The 20274-nt window shown below is 66.1% G+C and carries 15 protein-coding genes; 6 read left to right on the top strand and 9 right to left on the bottom strand.

The features are described from left to right. Positions 1–15: 15 nt before the first annotated feature. The gene (locus tag AC27VL_RS13545) at positions 16–315 is read right to left on the bottom strand and encodes a DUF2388 domain-containing protein (protein WP_488766906.1); all 300 of its coding nucleotides are present in this window, start codon (positions 313–315) and stop codon (positions 16–18) included. A gap of 62 nt (positions 316–377) precedes the next feature. Then, positions 378–1766 carry an FAD-binding oxidoreductase gene (locus AC27VL_RS13540; RefSeq protein WP_100465227.1) on the bottom strand — a complete coding sequence of 463 codons (1389 nt, stop codon included), beginning with the start codon at positions 1764–1766 and terminating at the stop codon, positions 378–380. Positions 1767–1935: 169 nt separating this feature from the next. On the opposite strand from AC27VL_RS13540, the gene serA reads away from it, so the two are divergent. Beyond that, complete coding sequence (gene serA / locus AC27VL_RS13535) at positions 1936–3177, top strand: phosphoglycerate dehydrogenase (protein ID WP_488766905.1); 1242 nt, start codon at positions 1936–1938, stop codon at positions 3175–3177. Positions 3178–3450: 273 nt separating this feature from the next. Here the strand turns inward: serA and AC27VL_RS13530 are convergent, their stop codons facing one another. Further along, on the bottom strand, positions 3451–4020 hold the full coding sequence (locus AC27VL_RS13530; RefSeq protein ID WP_180166947.1) for an NUDIX hydrolase: 570 nt from the start codon (positions 4018–4020) through the stop codon (positions 3451–3453). Positions 4021–4196: 176 nt separating this feature from the next. Here AC27VL_RS13530 and AC27VL_RS13525 point away from each other — a divergent pair, with 176 nt between their 5' ends. From AC27VL_RS13525 to mtnC, 5 genes are all read left to right on the top strand, one after another. Then, positions 4197–5672 carry an amino acid permease gene (locus tag AC27VL_RS13525; RefSeq protein ID WP_089240873.1) on the top strand — a complete coding sequence of 492 codons (1476 nt, stop codon included), beginning with the start codon at positions 4197–4199 and terminating at the stop codon, positions 5670–5672. A gap of 97 nt (positions 5673–5769) precedes the next feature. After that, on the top strand, positions 5770–7197 hold the full coding sequence (locus tag AC27VL_RS13520) for an amino acid permease (RefSeq protein ID WP_100552419.1): 1428 nt from the start codon (positions 5770–5772) through the stop codon (positions 7195–7197). 549 nt (positions 7198–7746) lie between these two features. Then, positions 7747–8388, top strand: a complete 642-nt coding sequence (locus AC27VL_RS13515; RefSeq protein WP_059064090.1) for a methylthioribulose 1-phosphate dehydratase — start codon at positions 7747–7749, stop codon at positions 8386–8388. 91 nt (positions 8389–8479) lie between these two features. Further along, complete coding sequence (locus AC27VL_RS13510; RefSeq protein WP_025874787.1) at positions 8480–9037, top strand: 1,2-dihydroxy-3-keto-5-methylthiopentene dioxygenase; 558 nt, start codon at positions 8480–8482, stop codon at positions 9035–9037. Positions 9038–9040: 3 nt separating this feature from the next. Beyond that, a complete protein-coding gene (mtnC, locus tag AC27VL_RS13505; RefSeq protein WP_488766902.1) occupies positions 9041–9736 on the top strand; it encodes an acireductone synthase in 696 nt (231 codons plus the stop codon). Positions 9737–9816: 80 nt separating this feature from the next. Here mtnC and AC27VL_RS13500 read toward each other — a convergent pair whose 3' ends face one another. The 6 genes from AC27VL_RS13500 to AC27VL_RS13475 all read right to left on the bottom strand — a co-directional run bounded on the left by AC27VL_RS13500 (position 9817) and on the right by AC27VL_RS13475 (position 19728). After that, positions 9817–12438, bottom strand: coding sequence for a beta-mannosidase (locus AC27VL_RS13500; protein ID WP_488766900.1), 2622 nt, complete (start codon positions 12436–12438; stop codon positions 9817–9819). Between the two features lie 59 nt (positions 12439–12497). Further along, complete coding sequence (locus AC27VL_RS13495; protein WP_488766898.1) at positions 12498–13724, bottom strand: AGE family epimerase/isomerase; 1227 nt, start codon at positions 13722–13724, stop codon at positions 12498–12500. Further along, complete coding sequence (locus tag AC27VL_RS13490; RefSeq protein WP_346559590.1) at positions 13721–14716, bottom strand: carbohydrate kinase family protein; 996 nt, start codon at positions 14714–14716, stop codon at positions 13721–13723. The genes AC27VL_RS13495 and AC27VL_RS13490 overlap by 4 nt, the downstream gene beginning before the upstream one ends. 7 nt (positions 14717–14723) lie before the next feature. Then, on the bottom strand, positions 14724–16037 hold the full coding sequence (gene fucP, locus AC27VL_RS13485) for an L-fucose:H+ symporter permease (RefSeq protein WP_100552416.1): 1314 nt from the start codon (positions 16035–16037) through the stop codon (positions 14724–14726). Positions 16038–16107: 70 nt separating this feature from the next. Next, positions 16108–17157 (bottom strand): LacI family DNA-binding transcriptional regulator, encoded by a 1050-nt coding sequence (locus AC27VL_RS13480; RefSeq protein WP_488766895.1) that lies wholly within the window; start codon positions 17155–17157, stop codon positions 16108–16110. 96 nt (positions 17158–17253) lie between these two features. Beyond that, positions 17254–19728 carry a GH92 family glycosyl hydrolase gene (locus AC27VL_RS13475; RefSeq protein ID WP_488766893.1) on the bottom strand — a complete coding sequence of 825 codons (2475 nt, stop codon included), beginning with the start codon at positions 19726–19728 and terminating at the stop codon, positions 17254–17256. Between the last annotated feature and the right edge of the window lie 546 nt (positions 19729–20274).

Here is a 20274-nt window from a genome sequence, read left to right as displayed (position 1 = left end):
TACCCGGGCGCTGAATCAACGCGCCAGAAGCGCGCGCGCCAGCTGCAGGTCGCTCTGCTGCCGTGCAGCTGCATCCTGCTCGCGCAGGTGCACCAGTGCCGCCTGCAGGCGTGCGCCACGGATCTGGCCATCGCTGGCGACAAACGCCGCCGCATCATCGCGTGCAGCCAGCACCACCTTGTCATCGCCCGAGCTGCTGCCCGAGGAACCCGAAGAAGCGCCCGTCGCCGACCCGGCCGAGGTGCCGGCAAAGCTCGAAGCGAAGCCGGCCAGCGGCAGGGACAACAGGGCAACCAGCAGAAGCGGACGGATCATGGTCAGGGAGTTCATCGATTGGGTGGGTGGAGCGTAACGGCTGGGTGAAGTCTTTGCCCGTGTCAAAGGTCGAACAATTTTCCGGGATTCAGCCGCCCTTCGGGATCGAACGCGCGCTTGACCGCCTTCATCAGCCCGATCTCGGCCGGGCCACGGGTGCTGTCCAGGTAGCCCTTCTTGACCAGGCCGATGCCGTGCTCGGCCGAAATGCTGCCATTGAAGCGCGCCAGCACCTGCGCCAGCAGCTTGGTCACGTGCTCGCACTGGGTCACGAAGTCGGCATCGCTGGTGTCATCCGGCTTGAGCACATTGATGTGCAGGTTGCCGTCACCGATATGGCCGAACCAGACCACATCGAAATGCGGGTAGGCGTCGCCGATCAGCGCCTGGGTCTCGGCCAGGAACGCCGGCATCGACGAGATCCGCACCGAGACATCGTTCTTGTAGGGCTTGTAGCGCGCCAGCGCCTCGGTGATGCCCTCGCGCAGGCGCCACAGCTGCGCCGCCTGGGCATCGCTGGCACTGATCACCCCGTCGCTGACCCAGCCATTGCCCATGCAGTCTTCGAAGGCGGCCATTGCCGCAGCTTCCTGCGCTTCATCGCCGGCAGCGAATTCGGTCACCACGTAATAGGGGTGTACTTCATCGAACGGTGCCTGCGCGCCGTGTGACAGCACGTGCTCCAGCGCACGGTCGGTGAAGAATTCGAACGCCTGCAGCTGCAGTCGCGCGCGGAAGGCGGCGAACACCTGCATCAGCACGTCGAAGCTGGGCAGCGCCAGCAGCATCACGTTGCTGGCCGGCGGCGGGTCGGTGAGTTTCACCGTGGCCTCGACGATCACGCCCAGGGTGCCTTCCGAGCCGATCAGCAGCTGGCGGAAATCGTAGCCGCTGGAGTTCTTGATCAGGCCCTTGTTGAGCTCGAGCAGTTCGCCCGTGGCGGTGACCACCTTCAGTCCTGCGATCCATTCGCGGGTATTGCCGTAGCGGATCACCCGGATGCCACCGGCATTGGTGGCGATGTTGCCGCCGATCGAACACGAGCCGCGTGCAGCGAAGTCCACCGGATAGATGAGGCCGTGCTCCAGCGCGGCGTTGTGCAGCGCCTCCAACGGCATGCCGGCCTGCACCACCAGGGTACGGTCGACGGCATCGTAGTCCAGCGCCTTGTTCATCCGTTCCAGGCTCAGCACCAGCTCGCCATGGGCCGCCACCGCGCCGCCGGACAGGCCGGTGCGACCACCGGACGGAACCACTGCCACGCCTTCGGCCGCGCTCCAGCGCATCACCGCCTGCACTTCTTCCACCGTGGCCGGCAACGCGATCGCCAGCGGCGCCGGCGTCCAGCGCCGGGTCCAGTCGCGCCCGTAGTGCTCCAGGTCGGCAGGGTCGGTCTTCAGCTTCAGGCCGGGACAGGCCTGCTGCAACGAGGCGATTCGGGAATCGGTCATGACGGTCCAGCGCGGGGCGTGAAGAACGGGCAAGCGTGCCAGTGGCCGGGCCCAGCGTCCAGCCCTGCAGCGCCTTCAATAGCTGCAGTTGCAACCAATTGCGCACTGCACCATGGGCGTTGCGATCTGGCATAGTGGTCAGCCCCTGTCCCACTGGCCGTGCCGCCCCATGTCGCCGAAGAAGACCTCGTTCCCGAAGCAGGATATCCGCGTGCTGTTGTTGGAGGGGGTCAGCCAGACCGCCGTGGAGGTGTTCAGTGCCGCCGGCTACAGCCAGATCGAGGCGCACACCAAGGCACTGCCCGAGGACGAACTGAAAGCGCGGATCGCCGAGGCGCACATCGTCGGCATCCGTTCGCGCACCCAGCTCAGCGCCGAGGTGCTGGCCGAGGCCAAGCGCCTGATCGCGGTCGGCTGCTTCTGCATCGGCACCAACCAGGTCGACCTGGATGCGGCCGAGCTGGCCGGTATTCCGGTATTCAACGCGCCCTACTCCAATACCCGCAGCGTCGCCGAGCTGGTAATCGCCGAAGCCATCATGTTGACCCGTGGCATCCCGCAGAAGAACGCCGAATGCCATCGCGGCGGCTGGTCGAAGTCGGCCAGCGGCAGCCACGAGGTGCGCGGCAAGGTGCTGGGCATCATCGGCTACGGGCATATCGGCACCCAGGTGGGCGTACTGGCCGAATCGCTGGGCATGCAGGTGATCTTCCACGACGTGGAAACCAAGCTGTCGCTGGGCAATGCCCGTGCCGCGGCCAGCCTGGATGACCTGCTGGCGCGCGCCGACATCGTCACCCTGCACGTGCCGGAGACGCCCTCCACGCAGTGGATGATCGGCAGCGCCGAGCTGGCGAAGATGCGCCGTGGCGCGCACCTGATCAACGCTGCGCGCGGCACCGTGGTCGACATCGATGCGCTGGATGCTGCGCTGGCCAGCGGCCACATCGGCGGCGCGGCGCTGGACGTCTTCCCGGTCGAGCCGAAGGGCAACGGCGATATCTTCGAATCGCCGTTGACCCGCCACGACAACGTAATCCTGACCCCGCACGTCGGCGGCAGCACGCTGGAAGCGCAGGACAACATCGGCATCGAAGTGGCCGCCAAGCTGGTGCGCTACAGCGACAACGGCAGCACCCTGTCGGCGGTCAACTTCCCGGAAGTGACCCTGCCCGAGCACGCCGACAGCCTGCGCCTGCTGCACATCCACCAGAACGTGCCGGGCGTGCTGTCCAAGGTCAACGAGATCTTCTCGCGGCACAACGTCAACATCGACGGCCAGTTCCTGCGCACCGACCCGAAGGTGGGTTACGTGGTGATCGACATCACCGCCAGCGAGGAACAGGCCAGCGCGGTGCGTGACGAGCTGGCGGCGATTCCGGGCACGTTGCGCACGCGCATCCTGTATTGATGGTAGCGCCGGGCCATGCCCGGCGGAATGCATCCGGCACCACGCCATCCACGCATGGCGTGGATCTACTGGCATTGCGCCCGTTTGGATACTGCGCCATCCATGCATGGCGTGGATCTACCGGCATTGCGGCCGTTTGGATACTGCGCCATCCACGCATGGCGTGGATCTACTGGCATTGCGCCCGTTTGGATACTGCGCCATCCACGCATGGCGTGGATCTACCAAGAGATCGCGCGACCAGTAGATCCACGCCATGCGTGGATGCTTTTTTCAGCGTGCCAGCCACCGGCGCGCCATGCGCTGCATCGATTCATCCGACTGCGGATCGCGGGCGACCTCGGCCACCGGCCGCCAGGCCAGCTCCAGCGACTCTTCGCTGAGCACGAAATCCTCGCCGCCCAGCGCACGGATCACGAAACGCACGTCGTAGTGCCAGTGCCCCGGCACGTCTTTGCGTTCCGGAATCCAATGCTTGTCCAGGTCGAAGATCGCCGGATCGTCCAGCACCAGCCCGGTCAGGCCGGACTCCTCTTCGGCCTCCTTCAGCGCCACCCGGGCCAGGTCGCGGTCGCCGTCGGCATGCCCGCCCAGCTGCAGCCAGCGCTGCAGCTTGCGATGGTGGGTCAGCAGCAGGCGCTGGCCGTCTGCGCTGACCAGCCAGCAGCTGGCGGTGAAATGGCCTGCCAGCCGCTCGCGGCGGAAGGCATCCTCAGCATCGTCGATCAATGTGCCGAATTCGGCAGCGAGGGCGTCGTGGGCAGGTTCTTTGCGCGCATAGTCATGCAGCAGGCGGCGCAGGCGATCGTCAAGCACGGCAAGGGATTCGGTGGTTTCGCTCATGAATGCGGGGTGCCCGGAAAAATACCGGCCATTATCGCCGCTCATTGTTGCGTTTGCGCTTGTGCGGTGCCTTCAGCATTGGCTAAGGTACAGCGGGCCGTTTGCGCGGCCTTCACCATTCGGGCCGCTGGCAATGTACCGGCAGCCCTCCCAATCCGATCATCAGGAAGTACTGCATGCTGAAAGCTCTGTTGAGGGTCAAGCCGGTCGAACCGGCCGGGCACGTCGATGCCGGCGAACCCATCGAAGGCAGCCTGGACGGCGAAGCCACGTTGAAACGGACCCTCACGGCGAAACACCTCATCATGCTTGGCATTGGTGCGGTGATCGGCGCAGGTATTTTCGTGCTCACCGGCCAGGCCGCGGCCAACCACGCCGGCCCGGCGGTGATGCTGTCGTTCGTGTTCGCCGGCATTGCCTGCGCGCTGGCGGGCCTTTGCTACGCCGAGTTCGCAGCAATGATGCCGGTCTCCGGCAGCGCCTACTCCTACTCCTACGCCACCCTCGGCGAGGGCATGGCCTGGTTCATCGGCTGGTGCCTGGTGCTGGAGTACCTGTTCGCCTCGGCCTCGGTCGCGGTGGGCTGGTCGGCGTACCTGATCAGCTTCATCACCACCACGCTGCACATGCCGTTCCCGGACGCGCTGAGTGCGGCGCCGATCGCCTGGAACGGGCACGAGTTCGCCGCCTCCGGCAAGCTGTTCAACCTGCCGGCGGTACTGATCGTGGCGGCGGTGACCGGCCTGCTGTACGTGGGCGTGACCCAGTCCGCGTTCGTCAACGCGATCATTGTGGCCATCAAGGTGTTCGTGATCTGCCTGTTCGTGGGCATCGGCGCGGCGCACGTGGACCCGGCCAACTGGCACCCGTTCATCCCGGAAAACACCGGCGTGTCCGGCGAGTTCGGCTGGAGCGGCGTGTTCCGCGCGGCCACCATCGTGTTCTTCGCCTACATCGGCTTCGATGCGGTCTCCACCGCTGCCGGTGAAACCAAGGACCCGCAGCGCAACATGCCGATCGGCCTGCTCGGCTCGCTGGCGGTCTGCACCATCGTCTACATCATCGTCTGCGCCGTGCTGACCGGCATGCTGCCGTACCACCTGCTGGGCACCGACAAGCCGGTGGCCACCGCGCTGGAAGCCTACCCGAGCCTGTCCTGGCTGAAGACCGCGGTGGAAATCGGCGCGATTGCCGGCCTGTCCTCGGTGGTACTGGTGATGATGATGGGCCAGACCCGCATCGCCTATACCATCTCGCGCGACGGCCTGCTGCCGAAGGTGTTCGGCAAGGTCCACAAGCGCTTCCGCACCCCGTACTGGGCCACGATCGTGGTCGGCGTGATCGCCGCCTCGCTGGCCGGTCTGGTGCCGCTGAACGTGCTGGGCGAGCTGGTGTCGATGGGCACCCTGCTGGCCTTCGCCACGGTCTGCGTGGGCGTGCTGATCCTGCGCTACACCCGCCCGGAACTGCACCGCCCGTTCCGCGTGCCGCTGGTGTGGGTGATCTGCCCGCTGGGCGCGTTGTCGTGCCTGTTCCTGTTCTGGCAGGCGTTCGTGGTGCACTGGCACCTGTTCGTGGGCTGGACCTTGCTGGGCCTGCTGATCTACTTCGGCTACGGCATCCGCCACAGCAAGCTGGCCAAGTCGCCCTGATCCTCCCGACGGGCTGGCCCCTGCGCCGGCCCGTCGATATCCGCAAGCATTTCCGCCCGCGCCCGTTCACGGGGCGCACCGCACAAGACCACCACACATGTTCAAGCAACTGTGGGCCACCAAGCACCCGCACGCCGCCCACGAAGACGCCAACGGCCTGAGCCTGCGTCGCCACCTCGGCCCCTGGGGTCTGACCGCACTCGGCATCGGCGCGGTGATCGGCGGCGGCATCTTCGTCATCACCGGCCAGGCCGCCGCCAACCACGCCGGCCCGGCCATCATGCTGTCGTTCGTGCTGGCCGCGATCTGCTGCGCCTTCTGCGCCCTGGCCTATGCCGAGTTCGCGGCGATGGTGCCGGTCTCCGGCAGCGCCTATACCTATACCTACGCCACCTTCGGCGAGCTCTCGGCCTGGTTCATCGGCTGGATGCTGGTGCTCGAGTACGGCGTCTCCGCCTCGGCCGTGGCGGTCAGCTGGACCGGCTATTTCCTCAGCCTGCTCAGCCATTTCGACATCCATCTACCGGCAGCGCTGGTCAGCGCCCCATTGGACGCGCAGCTGCGTCCGACCGGCGCCATCGCCAACATCCCCGCCGCGATCCTGGTGCTGCTGCTGACCTGGCTGTGCTACGTCGGCATCAGCAAGTCGTCGGCGATGAACATGGCCATGGTCATCCTCAAGACCGGCCTGATCGTGCTGGTGATCGTGGTCGGCTGGAAGTACGTGGACACCAGCAACTGGACCCCGTTCATTCCCGCCAACGAAGGCCCCGGCAAGTACGGCATGGAAGGCGTGCTGCGCGGTGCGGCGATGGTGTTCTTCGCCTATATCGGCTTCGAAGCGGTATCGGTGGCCGCGCAGGAATCACACAAGCCGCAGCGCGACATGCCGATCGGCATGATGCTGTCGCTGGTGATCTGCACCGTGCTGTACATCGCGATGGCTGCGGTCATGACCGGCCTGGTGCCCTACCAGCTGCTGGGCACCGATGAGCCGGTGGTGACCGCCGTGGCCGCGCATCCGCAGCTGGGCTGGTTGCGGGTGGTGGTGGAGATCGGCGCATTGATCGGCCTGTCCTCGGTGGTGCTGGTGATGATCATCGGCCAGCCGCGCATCTTCATGATCATGGGACGCGACGGCCTGTTGCCGCCGGTGTTCACCAAGATCCACCCGAAGTACCGCACGCCGCATATCAATACGGTCATCACCGGCATCGGCATCGCCCTGCTGGCGGCGCTGTTCCCGTTGGACATCCTCGGTGAACTGACCTCGATGGGCACGCTGATCGCCTTCGCCGCGGTCTGTGCCGGTGTACTGATCCTGCGCCGCACCCAGCCGGATCTGCCGCGTCCGTTCCGCATCCGGGGCGCGTGGTTGATCTGCAGCCTGGGCGTGCTGAGCTGCCTGGCGCTGCTGTCGGCGATGACGCTGCACAACTGGATGTTGATGGGCGTGTGGACGTTTGTCGGCTTCGTGATCTACTTCTTCTACGGGTTCAAGCACAGCCGCCTGCGGGGGAAGTGAGGTTTTCTGCATTGCAGGGCCTGCGGCCCTGCACCTGCCTTTGAAGCCAGAGCAACGGCACCGGCGGGTCTGAGGGTTTGACGGGGAGGGGTGAGATTGCGGGGGACGCTGCAAGTACGTCCCTGTAAGCTCGGTCGCCGCATCCATGCGGCTCACGCCCCCGCAATCTCACCCCTCCCCGCCTTCGACAGGTCCACGCAGCTGTCGGTAGATCCACGCCATGCGTGGATGAAACTTTCCCGGAAATGAATGTTCGGGAACGAATCTGCTGTAGAGCGGAGCCATGCTCCGCTCCGAGCAAGCGCAGCGAAGCGACCCGCTTTCGCTTTTCCTTCTTCATTCCGTGGCTGGCCGCCCGCAGGAACCTGTCAGGGGCGGGGCGGTGGGCCGTGCAGGGGTGTTGGCGCCATGGATGGCGCCATCGAGCTTACAGGGACGTACTTGCAGCGTCCCCTGCACGGCCCACCCGCCCCGCCCACCCCATGAACCGCTCTACGCGACCAGCCACGAGGGGCTCAGCCGTTGGCCGAATCCAGTAAAATCGCCCCCATGAACACCCCCACCTTCCCCTACGACACCGCGCGCCTGAGCGAACTGGCCCAGTTGCTGATCGACAACGTCCGCGAACTGGCCCAGGCCGGCTGGACCCCGGCCACCAGCAGCAACTTCTCCCACCGCCTGGATGACCGCCACGCCGCGATCACCGTGTCCGGCAAGGACAAGGGCCGGCTGATCGAAGACGACATCATGGTGGTGGACTTCGATGGCAAGGCCGTCGGCCGCCCGCTGCGGCCCTCCGCCGAAACCCTGCTGCATACCCAGCTGTATCGCCGTTTCCCGGAGATCGGCTGCGTGCTGCATACCCATTCTCCGGTGCAGACCATCGCCTCGCGCCTGTATGCGCCGCAGGGCCATATCCGGGTGGAAGGCTACGAACTGCTGAAGGCCTTCGCCGGCAACAGCACCCACGAGATGGCCATCGACATCCCCGTGTTTGCCAACACCCAGGACATGGACGTGCTGTCGGCCCAGGTCGACGCCCTGCTCGACACGCAGACCCTGTGGGGCTACCTGATCGACGGCCACGGCCTGTACGCCTGGGGCCGCGACATGGCCGAAGCGCGCCGGCACATGGAAGCGTTCGAGTTCCTGCTGCATTGTGAGCTGGAGCTGCGCAAGCTGCGCCGCTGACGTTTCCGGTAAGGCCAGATGCCAATCTGGAATCTGGCCATCGACGCCACCCTGCTACCCTGTCCTCCCCCGAGACGTTCAAGCTGCCGCCATGAGCCGACTGCGCATCTACGACGATACCCACCCCGAATCGCCGCTGCTGGATACCCAGGACGGCGCGATCATCGCTGCCGAACTGCAGAAGATCGGCGTCACCTTTGAACGCTGGCAGGCCACCGCGCCGGTCGCCCCGGGCGCAAGCCAGGACGAGGTGTTTGCCGCCTACCGCGCCGACATCGACCGCCTGGTCGCCGAGCGCGGCTTCAAGAGCGTGGACGTGGCCTCGATCGCGCCGGACAACCCGAACCGCGCCGAGCTGAGGAAGAAGTTCCTCGACGAACACTTCCACAAGGAAGACGAAGTGCGCTTCTTCGTCGCCGGCTCGGGCCTGTTCACCCTGCACGTGGGCGACAAGGTCTACGAGATCGAGTGCGTGAAGGATGACCTGATCGCCGTGCCCGACGGCACCACCCACTGGTTCGACATGGGCGATGAGCCGAGCTTCGTGGCGATCCGCTTCTTCACCGAGCCGGATGGCTGGGTCGGTCACTTCACCGGCACCGACATCGCGCAGAAATTCCCCCGTTACATTCCGACCCAGGCGTCCTGATCAATGCAGCCCCGCGTCATCCTGACCGACATCGAAGGCACCACCAGCAGCATCTCGTTCGTCAAGAACGTGCTGTTCCCGTACGCACGCCAGGCGCTGCCCGGCTTCGTCGCCGAACATGGCCAGCAGCCGGAGGTGCGTCGCTGGCTGGACGCCGTCGCCACCGAGATCGGCGGCGCCTGCCAGGACAGCCTGGTGGCCGAGACGCTGCAGGGCTGGATCGACCAGGACCGCAAGCACACCGCGCTGAAGGCCCTGCAGGGGCTGATCTGGGACGCGGGCTACCGTCGTGGCGACTACACCGCGCACTTCTACCCGGAAGTGGCGCCGGTGCTGAAGGGGTGGCACGCTTCGGGCCTGCCGCTGTATGTGTACTCCTCCGGTTCGGTGCCGGCGCAGAAGCTGTTCTTCGGCTTCAGCGATGCCGGTGACCTCAGCCCGCTGGTGTCGGGCTGGTTCGATACCGAAGTTGGTGGCAAGCGCGAGGCCGACAGCTATCGCCACATCGTGCAGGCCATCGGCGTTCCCGCTGGCGAGGTTCTGTTCCTGTCCGACGTAGTCGAGGAACTGGACGCCGCCCGCGAAGCCGGCCTGCAGACACGCCTGATCGATCGCCTGGAGGACTACCCGATGCCGCGCATCGGCGCAGCCGCCAACGGCCATGACCGCGTCGAGAACTTCCAGCAGATCCAGCTGTAAGCGAAAACTGGTAGATGCCAACCTTGGTTGGCATGCTCCTGGTGTGCCAACCAAGGTTGGCATCTACCAAAGCGTGTCCCTCAACGATCGTTGAGGGTGCGCACCTTCAACGCCTCGCGCAGCGCAGTCAGATCCACCGGGCCACGCACGGCGATGTCGCGGGTTTCGCCCGGCAGCAGGTCCAGCAGATTGTCTTCCACCTGCACGTCGAGCGCGCCGAAATCGATCCAGGTCGCGCGCACCAGCGCTGCGCTCTGCAGCCGCAGGCGGTAGTGGTCACCGTCGATCGCCAACGTTGACTTCAGCTGCTGGCGTGGCAGCACCTGATCCTTGGCTTCGACGAACCCAACGACCTGCTGCGCCGTCACCCTGCCGTCCTGCAGCAGCTCGAACACCGCCACCGTCCGCGCCGGATCGGCGCCCGCCAACAGCTCGGCATCCGCGTAGTTGCCGATGTCGGTGACCCCGGCAGCGACCAGCGTCACCGCCTGCTCGCGACGGCGCAGCACCTTGCCCTCCACGTCCATCACCCGCAGGCGCCACCGTGCATCCAACGGCGTGGCCTGGTCATTGATCACGCGCACGCGTGTCCTGCCCTCATCGCGCAGCGCCGCCACGGTGACCGGCGCGAAGAAGCGGCGCGCGGCAAAGTGCAGTGCCTTCCAGCGGCCGAAGTAGTCCACGCTCGACCACGATGCACCTGGCCAGACGTCGTTGAGCTGCCAGTACAGTGAGCCCATCGTGTACGGCCGCGAAGCGCGATGGTGCAACGCCGCCAGGGCGATGCCATCGGCCTGCATCACCTGGCTCAGATAGACGAAGTCCTCGAAGTCCTTCGGCGTGCCGTAGCCCAGCTCGATGTAGTGCAGCAGGCGTGTATTGCCCTCGCCGGCCATGAATTTCTGGTGCGCGCGGATCACCGGACTGTCGATGCGCTGCTCCGCACGGGTAGCGATCTGGTCCACCGTCGCCACTGCAGGCCAGGCCTGCAGGCCGTACTCGGACATGAAGCGCGGGGTCTCGCGCAGATAGGCCTGCACCGGCAATGCCGGATTGCCCCACACCTGCCAGTAGTGCTTGTCACCGCGGGTGGAGTCGTTGGCCTTCTCGTCCAGATCGTTGCTCGGCGAGCTGGACCAGTACGGCACGCCCAGCCCGTCTTCGCTCACCACCTGGCGCAGGTCGTTGCCGAACAGGTCAACGTAACCCTGCCAGACCTTCGCTGCGAACGCCGGATCGGCGGACTTCAGGTCGCGGCCGTGGCCCCAATCCTTCCACGCTGTTTCTTCTTCGTTGTTGCCACACCACAGCACGATGCTGGGATGGTGGCGCAGGCGGCGCACGTTGTCGCGCGCCTCGGCGACCACGCTGGCGCGGAATGCCGGGTCGTAACCCGGCTGCATGCCACCGCCAAACATGAAATCCTGCCAGACCAGCAGGCCCAGTTCGTCGGCGATATCGAAGAACGCATCGTCTTCGTAGTAACCACCACCCCAGTTGCGCAGCATGTTCATGTTGGCATCGCGCGCGGCGACCAGCACCTGGCGCAGTCGCGCAGCATCAACGCGCGCAGGGAAGGCATCGAATGGGATCACGTTCGCGCCCTTGGCGAAGATCGGCACACCATTGATCACGAAGGCGAAGCCCTGCCCTCCCTTGTCGTCCTGCTCACGGCGCAGCTCGACCGTGCGCAGACCGATACGCTGCTCGCGCTTCAACGTGGGATCGACACCACGGTCGAGCGATGCCAGCACGGTGTAACGATCCTGCGCACCATGACCGACCGGCCACCAGCGCCGCGGCTTGGCCAGTTCAACCGGCACCTCCACGCTGTTCTGGCCGGGCTTCAGCTCGACCGTGCGCTGCACGCGTGCGACGCTGCGGCCGTCTGGATCACGCACCTCAACGTCCACCGCCACCGGATCGGCAACCGCGCCCTGCTCCATCTGCAGCACCACGGCCAGCGTCGCCTTGTCTGCATCAAGCGCATCGGTGCGTACGGCCAGGTCGGTCAACCGATGCGCGCCCCATGCCTGCAGGTCAACGCCGCGCCAGACACCAGCCGTAACGTAGCGCGGGCCCCAGTCCCAGCCGAAGTGGTAGGCCGGCTTGCGCGCGAAGTTGCCGACCATCGCGTCCTTGGGTTCATCGCCGTACGGCGAAGGATAATTGCCTGCGATTTTGTGCGGCATCGCCTGCACGCCCGGCAGCAGCGTGCGGATCGGCGAACGGAACACGATCTGCAGCTCATTGCCCTTCGCTCGCAGGCGACCTTCGACGCGGGCGCGCCAGGTGCGGTGGGCATTGTCGGCACGCAGCAGCGGCTTGCCGTTGAGCTTCACCTCGGCATAGGTATCCAGGCCATCGAAGCGCAGCTCGGCGTTGGGCCTGGCCAAGGTGACGGCGTCCACATCGAAACGGGCGCGGTACTCCCAGTCAGCCAGGCCGATCCACTGCAGCTCGGCTTCGGGCGCGCCGACGTAGGGATCGCGGATCAGCTCGTGCGCCAGCAGATGGGTATGCACGCTGCCCGGCACCGTGGCCGCGCGCCACTGCTGCAGGCCCGGATGCGCCGCGCCCTGCGCGTCGCCGGGCAGCAGGCGGAATTCCCATTGCGCCTGCAGCGGTGCGGCGGTTGCAGGGAATGTGGTCGCCGCGATCAACAGCAGGAGAAGACGGACAACGAGGGGAAGGCGATGCACGTGCGGACTCCTGTTGTTTTTGCCAGGCATGGCCTGGCACTACTGCATTCGGACGATGTTCAACGAACGACGTTCAGCACTTCGTAGCAGGCGCCCATGGTGTGGTAATCGACCTTGCCAGCCGGGCTCTTCTCGTCGCTGTACTTGCGGTTGTCTGCGTCGAGGATACGGAACCACGCGCCGTACCGATGGTCGACGAAGTGCTCCCACGAGTACGCCCAGATACGGTCGTACCACTGCCAATAGCGCTCATCGCCGGTGCGCTTGGCCATCAGTGCAGCGGTGGCGAGGGTCTCGGCCTGCACCCAGAAGTACTTGTCTTCGTCGCAGACGAAGCTGTCGCCGCCGATCGGCGCGCCGTCCATGCCGGGCTGGCGGCGCGACTCCGGTGCGAAGCCGTAGTACAGGCCGCCGCGCGCCTCGTCCCAGCTGCGCTCCACGGCCACATCGAACAGATGCTGCGCGGTCGGCAGCAGCCAGTCGGCCTGCACGTGGCGGTCCAGGATCAGCAGCAGCTTGGCCCACTCGGTCTGATGGCCGGGCTGGAAGCCCCATGGCCGGAACAGATGCTTGGGATCGTCCAGGTTGTAGTCCCAGTCGATGTTCCAGTTGACGTCGTAGTGCTCCCAGACCAGACCGCCGGCCTTGGCCGCCTGGCGGCGGGTCATGTTGTCGGCCAGCTGCAGCGCGCGCTCGACATAGCGCTGCTCGCCACTGGCCTCGAATGCAGCCAGCATCGCCTCGCACATGTGCATGTTGGCGTTCTGGCCACGGTAACCGGTGAAGTTCCACTGGCCGTCGGCCTCGTCCCTGTACAGGCCGTGCTCCGCTTCCCAGAAACGTGCTTCCAACAGCTGCCAGGTCTCGTCCATCCACGTGCGGGCTTCTTCGATACCCGCCTTCAATGCACAACTGTAGGCCAACAGCACGAACGCCACGCCGTAGCAGTGGTTCATGTCGTCCTCGACCACGCCCTCGCGCAGGGTCCAGGCGTAGCCGCCGGTAGCCGGGTTGCGATGCACCTCGCGCAGGTAGCGCACGCCGTGCTCGACCGCATCGCGATACTCGGCATTGCCGAATTCGCGGTAGGCCATGGCGTAGTTGAAGACGAAACGGGTGCTGCTCACCAGGTGGCGATGGCTGGCATCGTAGATGCTGCCGTAGTCACGGAAGTAGTGGAAGAAGCCGCCCTTCGGGTCGATGCAGCGCGGGTGGTAGAACGCCATGGTGTCGGCGATGTGCGCGCGCAGGAAAGCCGGGGAACGGAAATCGGGCGAGGTGCTCATGCGGGAAGATCCTGTGCCTGCAGCAATTGCTGCACTTCATCGAACGAGGGCATCGCAGCGAACGCGCCCTTGCGTGTCACCGCCAGTGCGCCAACGGCGGCGCCGAAGCGCAGCGTGGCGGCGATCGCCTGCGGGTCCTGGCAGAACGCGGCAAAGCCCGCACCCGCCCCACCCCGCTCCAGCAGCCCGACCAGCACGCCGCCAACGAAGGCATCACCGGCTGCGGTGGTGTCCACGGTGGGCACGCGGAAGCTGGTGACCTTGCCCTGCGTTTCACGGGTATACCAATGCAGCGTGGCGGCGCCGTCGGTGATGATCACCCAGCGTGCCTGGGCAGCCAGCAGGCGCCGCAGCACCAGTGCCTCGCCGTCATCGCCGAGCGGTGCCGCCAGGTACTCCAGTTCTTCCCGCGACAGCTTGACCAGGTCGGCGCGTTCCAGCGCCTGCCACAACCGCGGTGTCGGGTCGACATCGGCCGGCCATAGCGCCGGACGCAGGTTGAGATCCAGACTGACCACCGCACCGGCCGTGCGCGCGCGGTCCATGCCGGCGAACGTCGCGTCGGCGATGTCTGCTTCGGTCAGGCTGTTGGAACAGACATGGAAGCACTGCGCGCCATCGAAGCAGCCTGCCTGGAAGTCGCTGTCACGGAACAGCAGGTCGGCGGCAGGCGGACGGTAGAAGCTGAAGCTGCGTTCGCCGCCGGCGTCCAGTGCAACGAAGGCCAGCGCGGTCTTGGCTGCGTCGGTACGCACGATGTAGTCGGTGCCGACGCCGTGTTCGCTCAGGCTCTCCGCCAGAAAGTCGCCGAACATGTCACGGCCGAGCATGCCGACGAACTGGGTCTTCGCCCCCAGCCGTGCGGCGGCCACCGCGACGTTGGCCGGTGCACCGCCGGCGTACTGCAGGAACGCGCGCGGGGTATCGGCCGAGGCCGGCGGCTGCGCTAGTAGATCGATCAAAATTTCGCCGAAGCAGACGATGGAACCCATTTTCGACTCAGCCTCCCTGCGTGCCGGCAGCCGGCGCGCGGGCGCCGACCAGTCCGTAGAAAATGATGTAGCCGTAGCACAGCAGCGGCAGGATGAAGCTGGCCTGCACGCCGACGTGGTCAGCCAGAACGCCCTGCAGGTAAGGCACCACGGCACCACCGACGATGGCCATGATCAGCAGGCTCGATCCCTTGCTGGTCAGCGGGCCCAGGCGCTCGATGCTGAGCGCGAAGATGGTCGGGAACATGATCGAATTGAACAGGCCGATCGCCACCACCGAGTACAGCGCGACATTGCCGGAGGTCATCATGGTCAGCGTCAGCAGGCCGACATTGACCAGCGCGAAGATCGCCAGCAGTCGGCTCGGCGAGAAGCGCGCCAGCAGCGCCGAACCGGCGAAGCGACCAATCATCGCCATCGTCCAGTAGGCCGACACATAGTGGGTGGCTTCCTGCTCGCTGAAGCCGCCGATGGTGGGCATCGACAGGTAGTTGACCAGGAAGCTGCCGATCGATACTTCAGCGCCGACGTAGAAGAAGATGCCGAGCACACCCAGCAGCAGATGGCGCTTGCGCAGCGCGTCCAGGTAGCTGTGCTGATGACCCTCGTCAGCCTGCTCGGTGGTGTCGTTCAGCGCCGGCAGGCGGAACAGGAATACGAACAGGGCCAGCAGCACCAGCGCAATGGCCAGGCCCACGTAGGGGCCCTGCACTGCGTGCGCCTCGGCGGTACGGTAGGCCAGCTGTTCGGCGGCCGGCAGTGCAGCAATCTGCTCACCGCTCATGGCCGTGTTGGACAGGATCAGCATGCCGCCGAAGATCGGCGCGATGGCCGTACCCAGCGAGTTCAACGCCTGTGCCAGGGTCAGGCGGCTGGAGCTGGTCTGCTCCGGGCCAAGCAGCGCGACATACGGATTGGCCGCTACCTGCAGCACCGTGATGCCGGTGGCCAGTACGAACAGCGCACCAAGGAAGGCGCCATAGACGCGCAGCTCGGCCGCGGGCCAGAAACCCAGCGCGCCGATGCCGGCGATCACCAGGCCGGCCACGATGCCCTTCTTGTAGCCCAGCGCCGCCACCAGCCGCCCGGCCGGCAGCGACATCAGGAAATAGGTGCCGAAGAAGGTGAACTGCACCAGCATCGCCTTGGCGTAGTTCAGTTCGAACACCGCCTTCAGATGCGGAATCAGGATGTCGTTGAGGCAGGTCAGGAAGCCCCACATGAAGAAGATGGTGGTGACCACGGCCAGCGCCTTGCCGTTGGTGACGGCAGGCTGGTTGCCCGGGGAACCCGATGGGCGGGGCGTTGCGGAGATCGGCATGCGGTACGCGCCTCGATGCGCGAAAGGTCGTTGGTGCGTGGAAGGGTGCAATCAGTTCAGCAGCAGAGCATCAGTTCGGACGTGCGGCACTGCTTTCGCGGATGCGCAACTGTACCGGGGCGACCGTGCGCCGTGGTGGCGCATCCGGTTCCTCCAGCCGCAGCAGCAGCAGGGACGCCGCCTGCCGGCCGCGCTCGCGAGGATCGGCGGTCAAGGTGGTCAGCGGCGGCACGGCGACCGACGCTTCGGAAATATCATCGAAGCCGGTCACCGCGAAGTCACCGCCAGGACGGATGCCGCGTGAGTTCAGGCCCAGCATCAGCCCCAGCGCGACGGTGTCGTTGTAGCAGACCGCCGCGCTCGGCCGATGGCCGTCGACGAACAGTTCGTCGGTGCGCGCGGCCGCTTCCAGGCGGTTGGGTGCCGATTCGATCATCCAGCCCGGCGGCAGCGCCAGCCCGGCTTCGGCCAGTGCCTGCTGGAAACCCGCGCGACGCTGGTGGCAGGAACTCGATGCGGCGTGGCCACCGAAGAACGCGATCTGGCGATGACCGCGCTCGATCAGGTGGCGGGTGGCCAGGTAGGCGCCATGCTGATTGTCCAGGGTCAGGAAGTCCCACTCGGCGCCTTCCAGTTCGCGGTTGAACAGCAATACGTTGGCATTGGCACCCAGCGCCTGCCGCAGCAGCGTGGCATCGCTGCCTTCGGCCGGCGACAGGATCAGGCCTGCAGGCGTGTGCTCCATCAACGTGGACAGCACCGCCTGCTGGCGCTCGGGTGACTCGCCGGTACTGCCGAGCAGGGTCACGTAGCCACGCCCGCCCAGCGCTTCGTCCACACCGGAGGCGAATTCGGCGAAGAACGGGTTGGACAGATCGTTGATCACCAGCGCGATGCTGGACGATGTGCGTCGCCGCAGGTTCGCAGCCGCGCGGTTGTAGACATAGCGCTGGCGCCGCAGCTCGGCCTCTACCCGGGCGCGGGTATCGACGTTGACCAGCGGGCTGCCGCGCAGCACCAGCGACACGGTCGCGCGCGAAACGCCGATGGCACGGGCGATGTCGGTCACCGTCACCGCCTTGCCGGAACGCTTGCTGGAACTGTCGCCGTTGTCGTTCATCGTCTTCCCGCACTCCGATGGATGCTCAAGCCTAATGGATCGCGGCCCTGTCGTGCCGTGCCGTTCGCTGGGTTGCCTCGAACGGCACAGCCCGGCTCAGTGCAGTTGGCTGCCTGGTGCCGCACACCAGGACACCGGCAGATCCTTCACCGCCGTGCCCCAGCCCTGCGTCGGCGCCGTGCCGTCAAGCGCGAAGCGCAGCTTCGGGCCCTGCTGCAGCTGGTTCCAGCCCAGCCATACCGGCGCATGTGCCTGGCCATCAACCTGCACGCCCTGCACGTACTGCAGGCGGCGGCCATCGGCGCCTGGCGCCTCGATGCGCAGGGTGCGGCCATTGCCCAGCTCGACCTCGACCTTGGCAAAGCGCGGCGTGTGCAGCAGGAACTCGCCGCTGCCCGGCACCGCCGGGTACACGCCGATCGCACTGAACAGGTACCAGGCCGACATCGTGCCGAGGTCGTCGTTGCCGGTCACACCGTTGGGTGCATTGGTGAACAGCTGCTGCGCCGCACGCACCACCGCGGCGGTCTTCCACGGCTGGCCGATCAGCGTATACAGCCACGGCGAATGCAGGTCGGGCTCGTTGTTGGGGTTGTAGCGGAACTGGTTGTAGTAGCTGTACGGGCCGACCACCCATTCCTTGCGGGCGGCATTGAGCGGGTCGGCCTGCAGCGCATCCATCGCGAAGAAGGCATCGAGGCGGCGGCCGGCCTGTTCGCGGCCGTCCATCGCTTCGACCAGGCCCGGCACGTCCTGCTGCGCCAGCCACTGGTACTGCCAAGCCGTGCCTTCATGGAAACCATGGTGCGAGCGCGGGCTGTAGTGGCCATCGGCCGGGGTGTACCACTGGCCATCCTCGGTACGCGGACGCGGGAAACCGGTGAAGCCGGTCTCGGCATCACGCACCTGCGGGTCCCACACCTTGCGCCAGTTGCGACCGCGCTCACGCAGCGTTGCCGCGTCCTGCGCATGGCCGAGGCCATCGGCCATCTGCGAAAGCGCACAGTCGGCCAGCGCGTATTCCAAGGTAGCCGAACCACCGTGGTGCGGATCAACGTCCATGCCCTTGGACGGGAACGCGCGGTCGTAGACCACGTAGCCCTTGTCCAGATAGGTTGGATTGCCGGAACGGCCGGCCATGCGCGAGTTCAGCGGCGGCGTGCCGAAGGCATTGCGGCGCAGCGCGTCCCATGCCTGCGATTCACGGCCTTTGAGCGCACCGAAGCGCCACAGGTCGACCATGAACGGGGTGACCGGATCACCGGTCATGATGTTGGTCTCGAAGTTGGCATAGCCCCAGCGCGGCAACCAGCCACCCTGCTCGTCGATCGCCAGCAGAGTACGGCCGATGTCGCGCGCCACGTCCGGACGGGTCAGTGCCAGCCACTGGTTCTGCGCACGGTAGGTATCCCACAGCGAGAAGTACTCGTAGTAGGTCCAGCCATCGGCGCGATGGATGCCATCGTCATAGCCACGGTAGCGGCCATCGGCATCGTTGCCGGTCATCGGCTGCAGCAGTGCGTGATAGACCGCGCTGTAGAACACGGTGCGATCGTCGGCAGTGCCGCCCTGCACACGCACGCGTGCCAGCTGCTCACGCCACGATTGCTGCGACAGCGCGCGCATGCGTTCGAAGCCGAGCAGCGCCCCGCCCTGCATGCCCTCGGCGCGCAGGTTGTTGCGCGCACCTTCGGCGTCCACATGCGAAATCGCGCTGACGGCAGTAACCGACTTGCCCTTGCCCAGGTCGAAGCTGAGCCACGCGCCATTCGGCTTCTGCTCGCCTTCCATGCTGTGGCGCGCGCCCGGCAGGCCACCGCCCTCGCCCCAGGTGCCATGCGCCTTGAACGGACGGTCGAATTCGATACGGAACCAGGTGGTGTACTGATGGCCACCACAGAAGCTCTTGGTGACCAGCTTGCCTTCGACCACGCGGTCACCCACCACGTCGACCACGCTGCCGATCACCGAGTGGCGCTCGTTGGCCTGACCGACATTGACCAGCACGTGACCATCGCCCTTGCCCTGGCTGAAGGTGTAACGCTCGGCAGCCGCGCGGGTACGCGCCGTCGCTTCCGCATCAATGCCGCCGTAGCTGGTCAGACGCACCTTGTAGTAGCCGGCCTGGCCGATTTCGCCGTCATGGGTATAGGCCGAGGCATACGCCTTGTGGTCGAACTGCTTGGGGTTGGCGGTATCGAAGTCGCCGCCGGGACCGATGCTGCCCGTCACCGGCAGCACCGAGACCTGCCCACCCTGCTCCCAGCAACCGGCGCCGGACAGGAAGGAGTGGCCGAAGCCGCGGATCTTGTCGTCGTCGTAGCGCCAGCCCGAATAGTGGCTGCCGATCGGGCTGACCTGGATCAGGCCGAACGGCGCCGAGGCACCGGGGAAGGTGTTGCCGTCATCCTTGCTGCCGATGAAGGTGTTGACCTCGCGCTCCAGCGCGGCCGGCGCGGCCTGCAGCCAGGGCGTCACCGCGAGGGCCAACAGGCAGGCGATGCGGGCGAAGGGCCGATGGGACAGTGCCGACAGGCGGCGGTCGGGACGACGGTGGGACAACCTGGTCACGGGCAGGACTCCTTGGCGGCAGGGCGGCAGCGAAGACCGGCGGCACAGGCCGAGCCCTCGTTTCCATCGGTACAAATCCGCACCCCGGCGGATTTAGATCGATTCAAGTAGACCATGGGAATTTCTCCCAATGCATTCTGCGGCGCAGCATGAAGGGTGGGCTTCGGCCGGGCTGCGCCCGGCACCCGCAGAGGCCGGAGCAAGGGCAGAAGCAGGCTCCCGAGCTGGGCGGGGCGGTATGGGCAGGCAGGACACGCCGTAAACCCATCCATGGGGGCTCGATGGCGCCATCCATGGCGCCAACGGTCCTGCCTGCCCATACCGCCCCACCTCTGACAGTTTCCCGAGATCTGGCACATCCACGCCGTGCATGGATGGAAGTTCCTACCGATTTCGAAATCATCGAATGGAATTGGCTTTCATCCACGCATGGCGTGGATCCAGGTGTCGACCAAGGTCGACATCTACCAACGGCATCGGGAATCTGTCGAAGGCGGGGTGGGTCCGGTTGCGGGGGCGTGAGCGCCATGGATGGCGCGACCGAGC

The sequence above is a fragment of the Stenotrophomonas sp. 14P6.2.3 genome, assembly GCF_057799055.1.
This window is presented reverse-complemented; position numbering and strand designations above follow the sequence as displayed.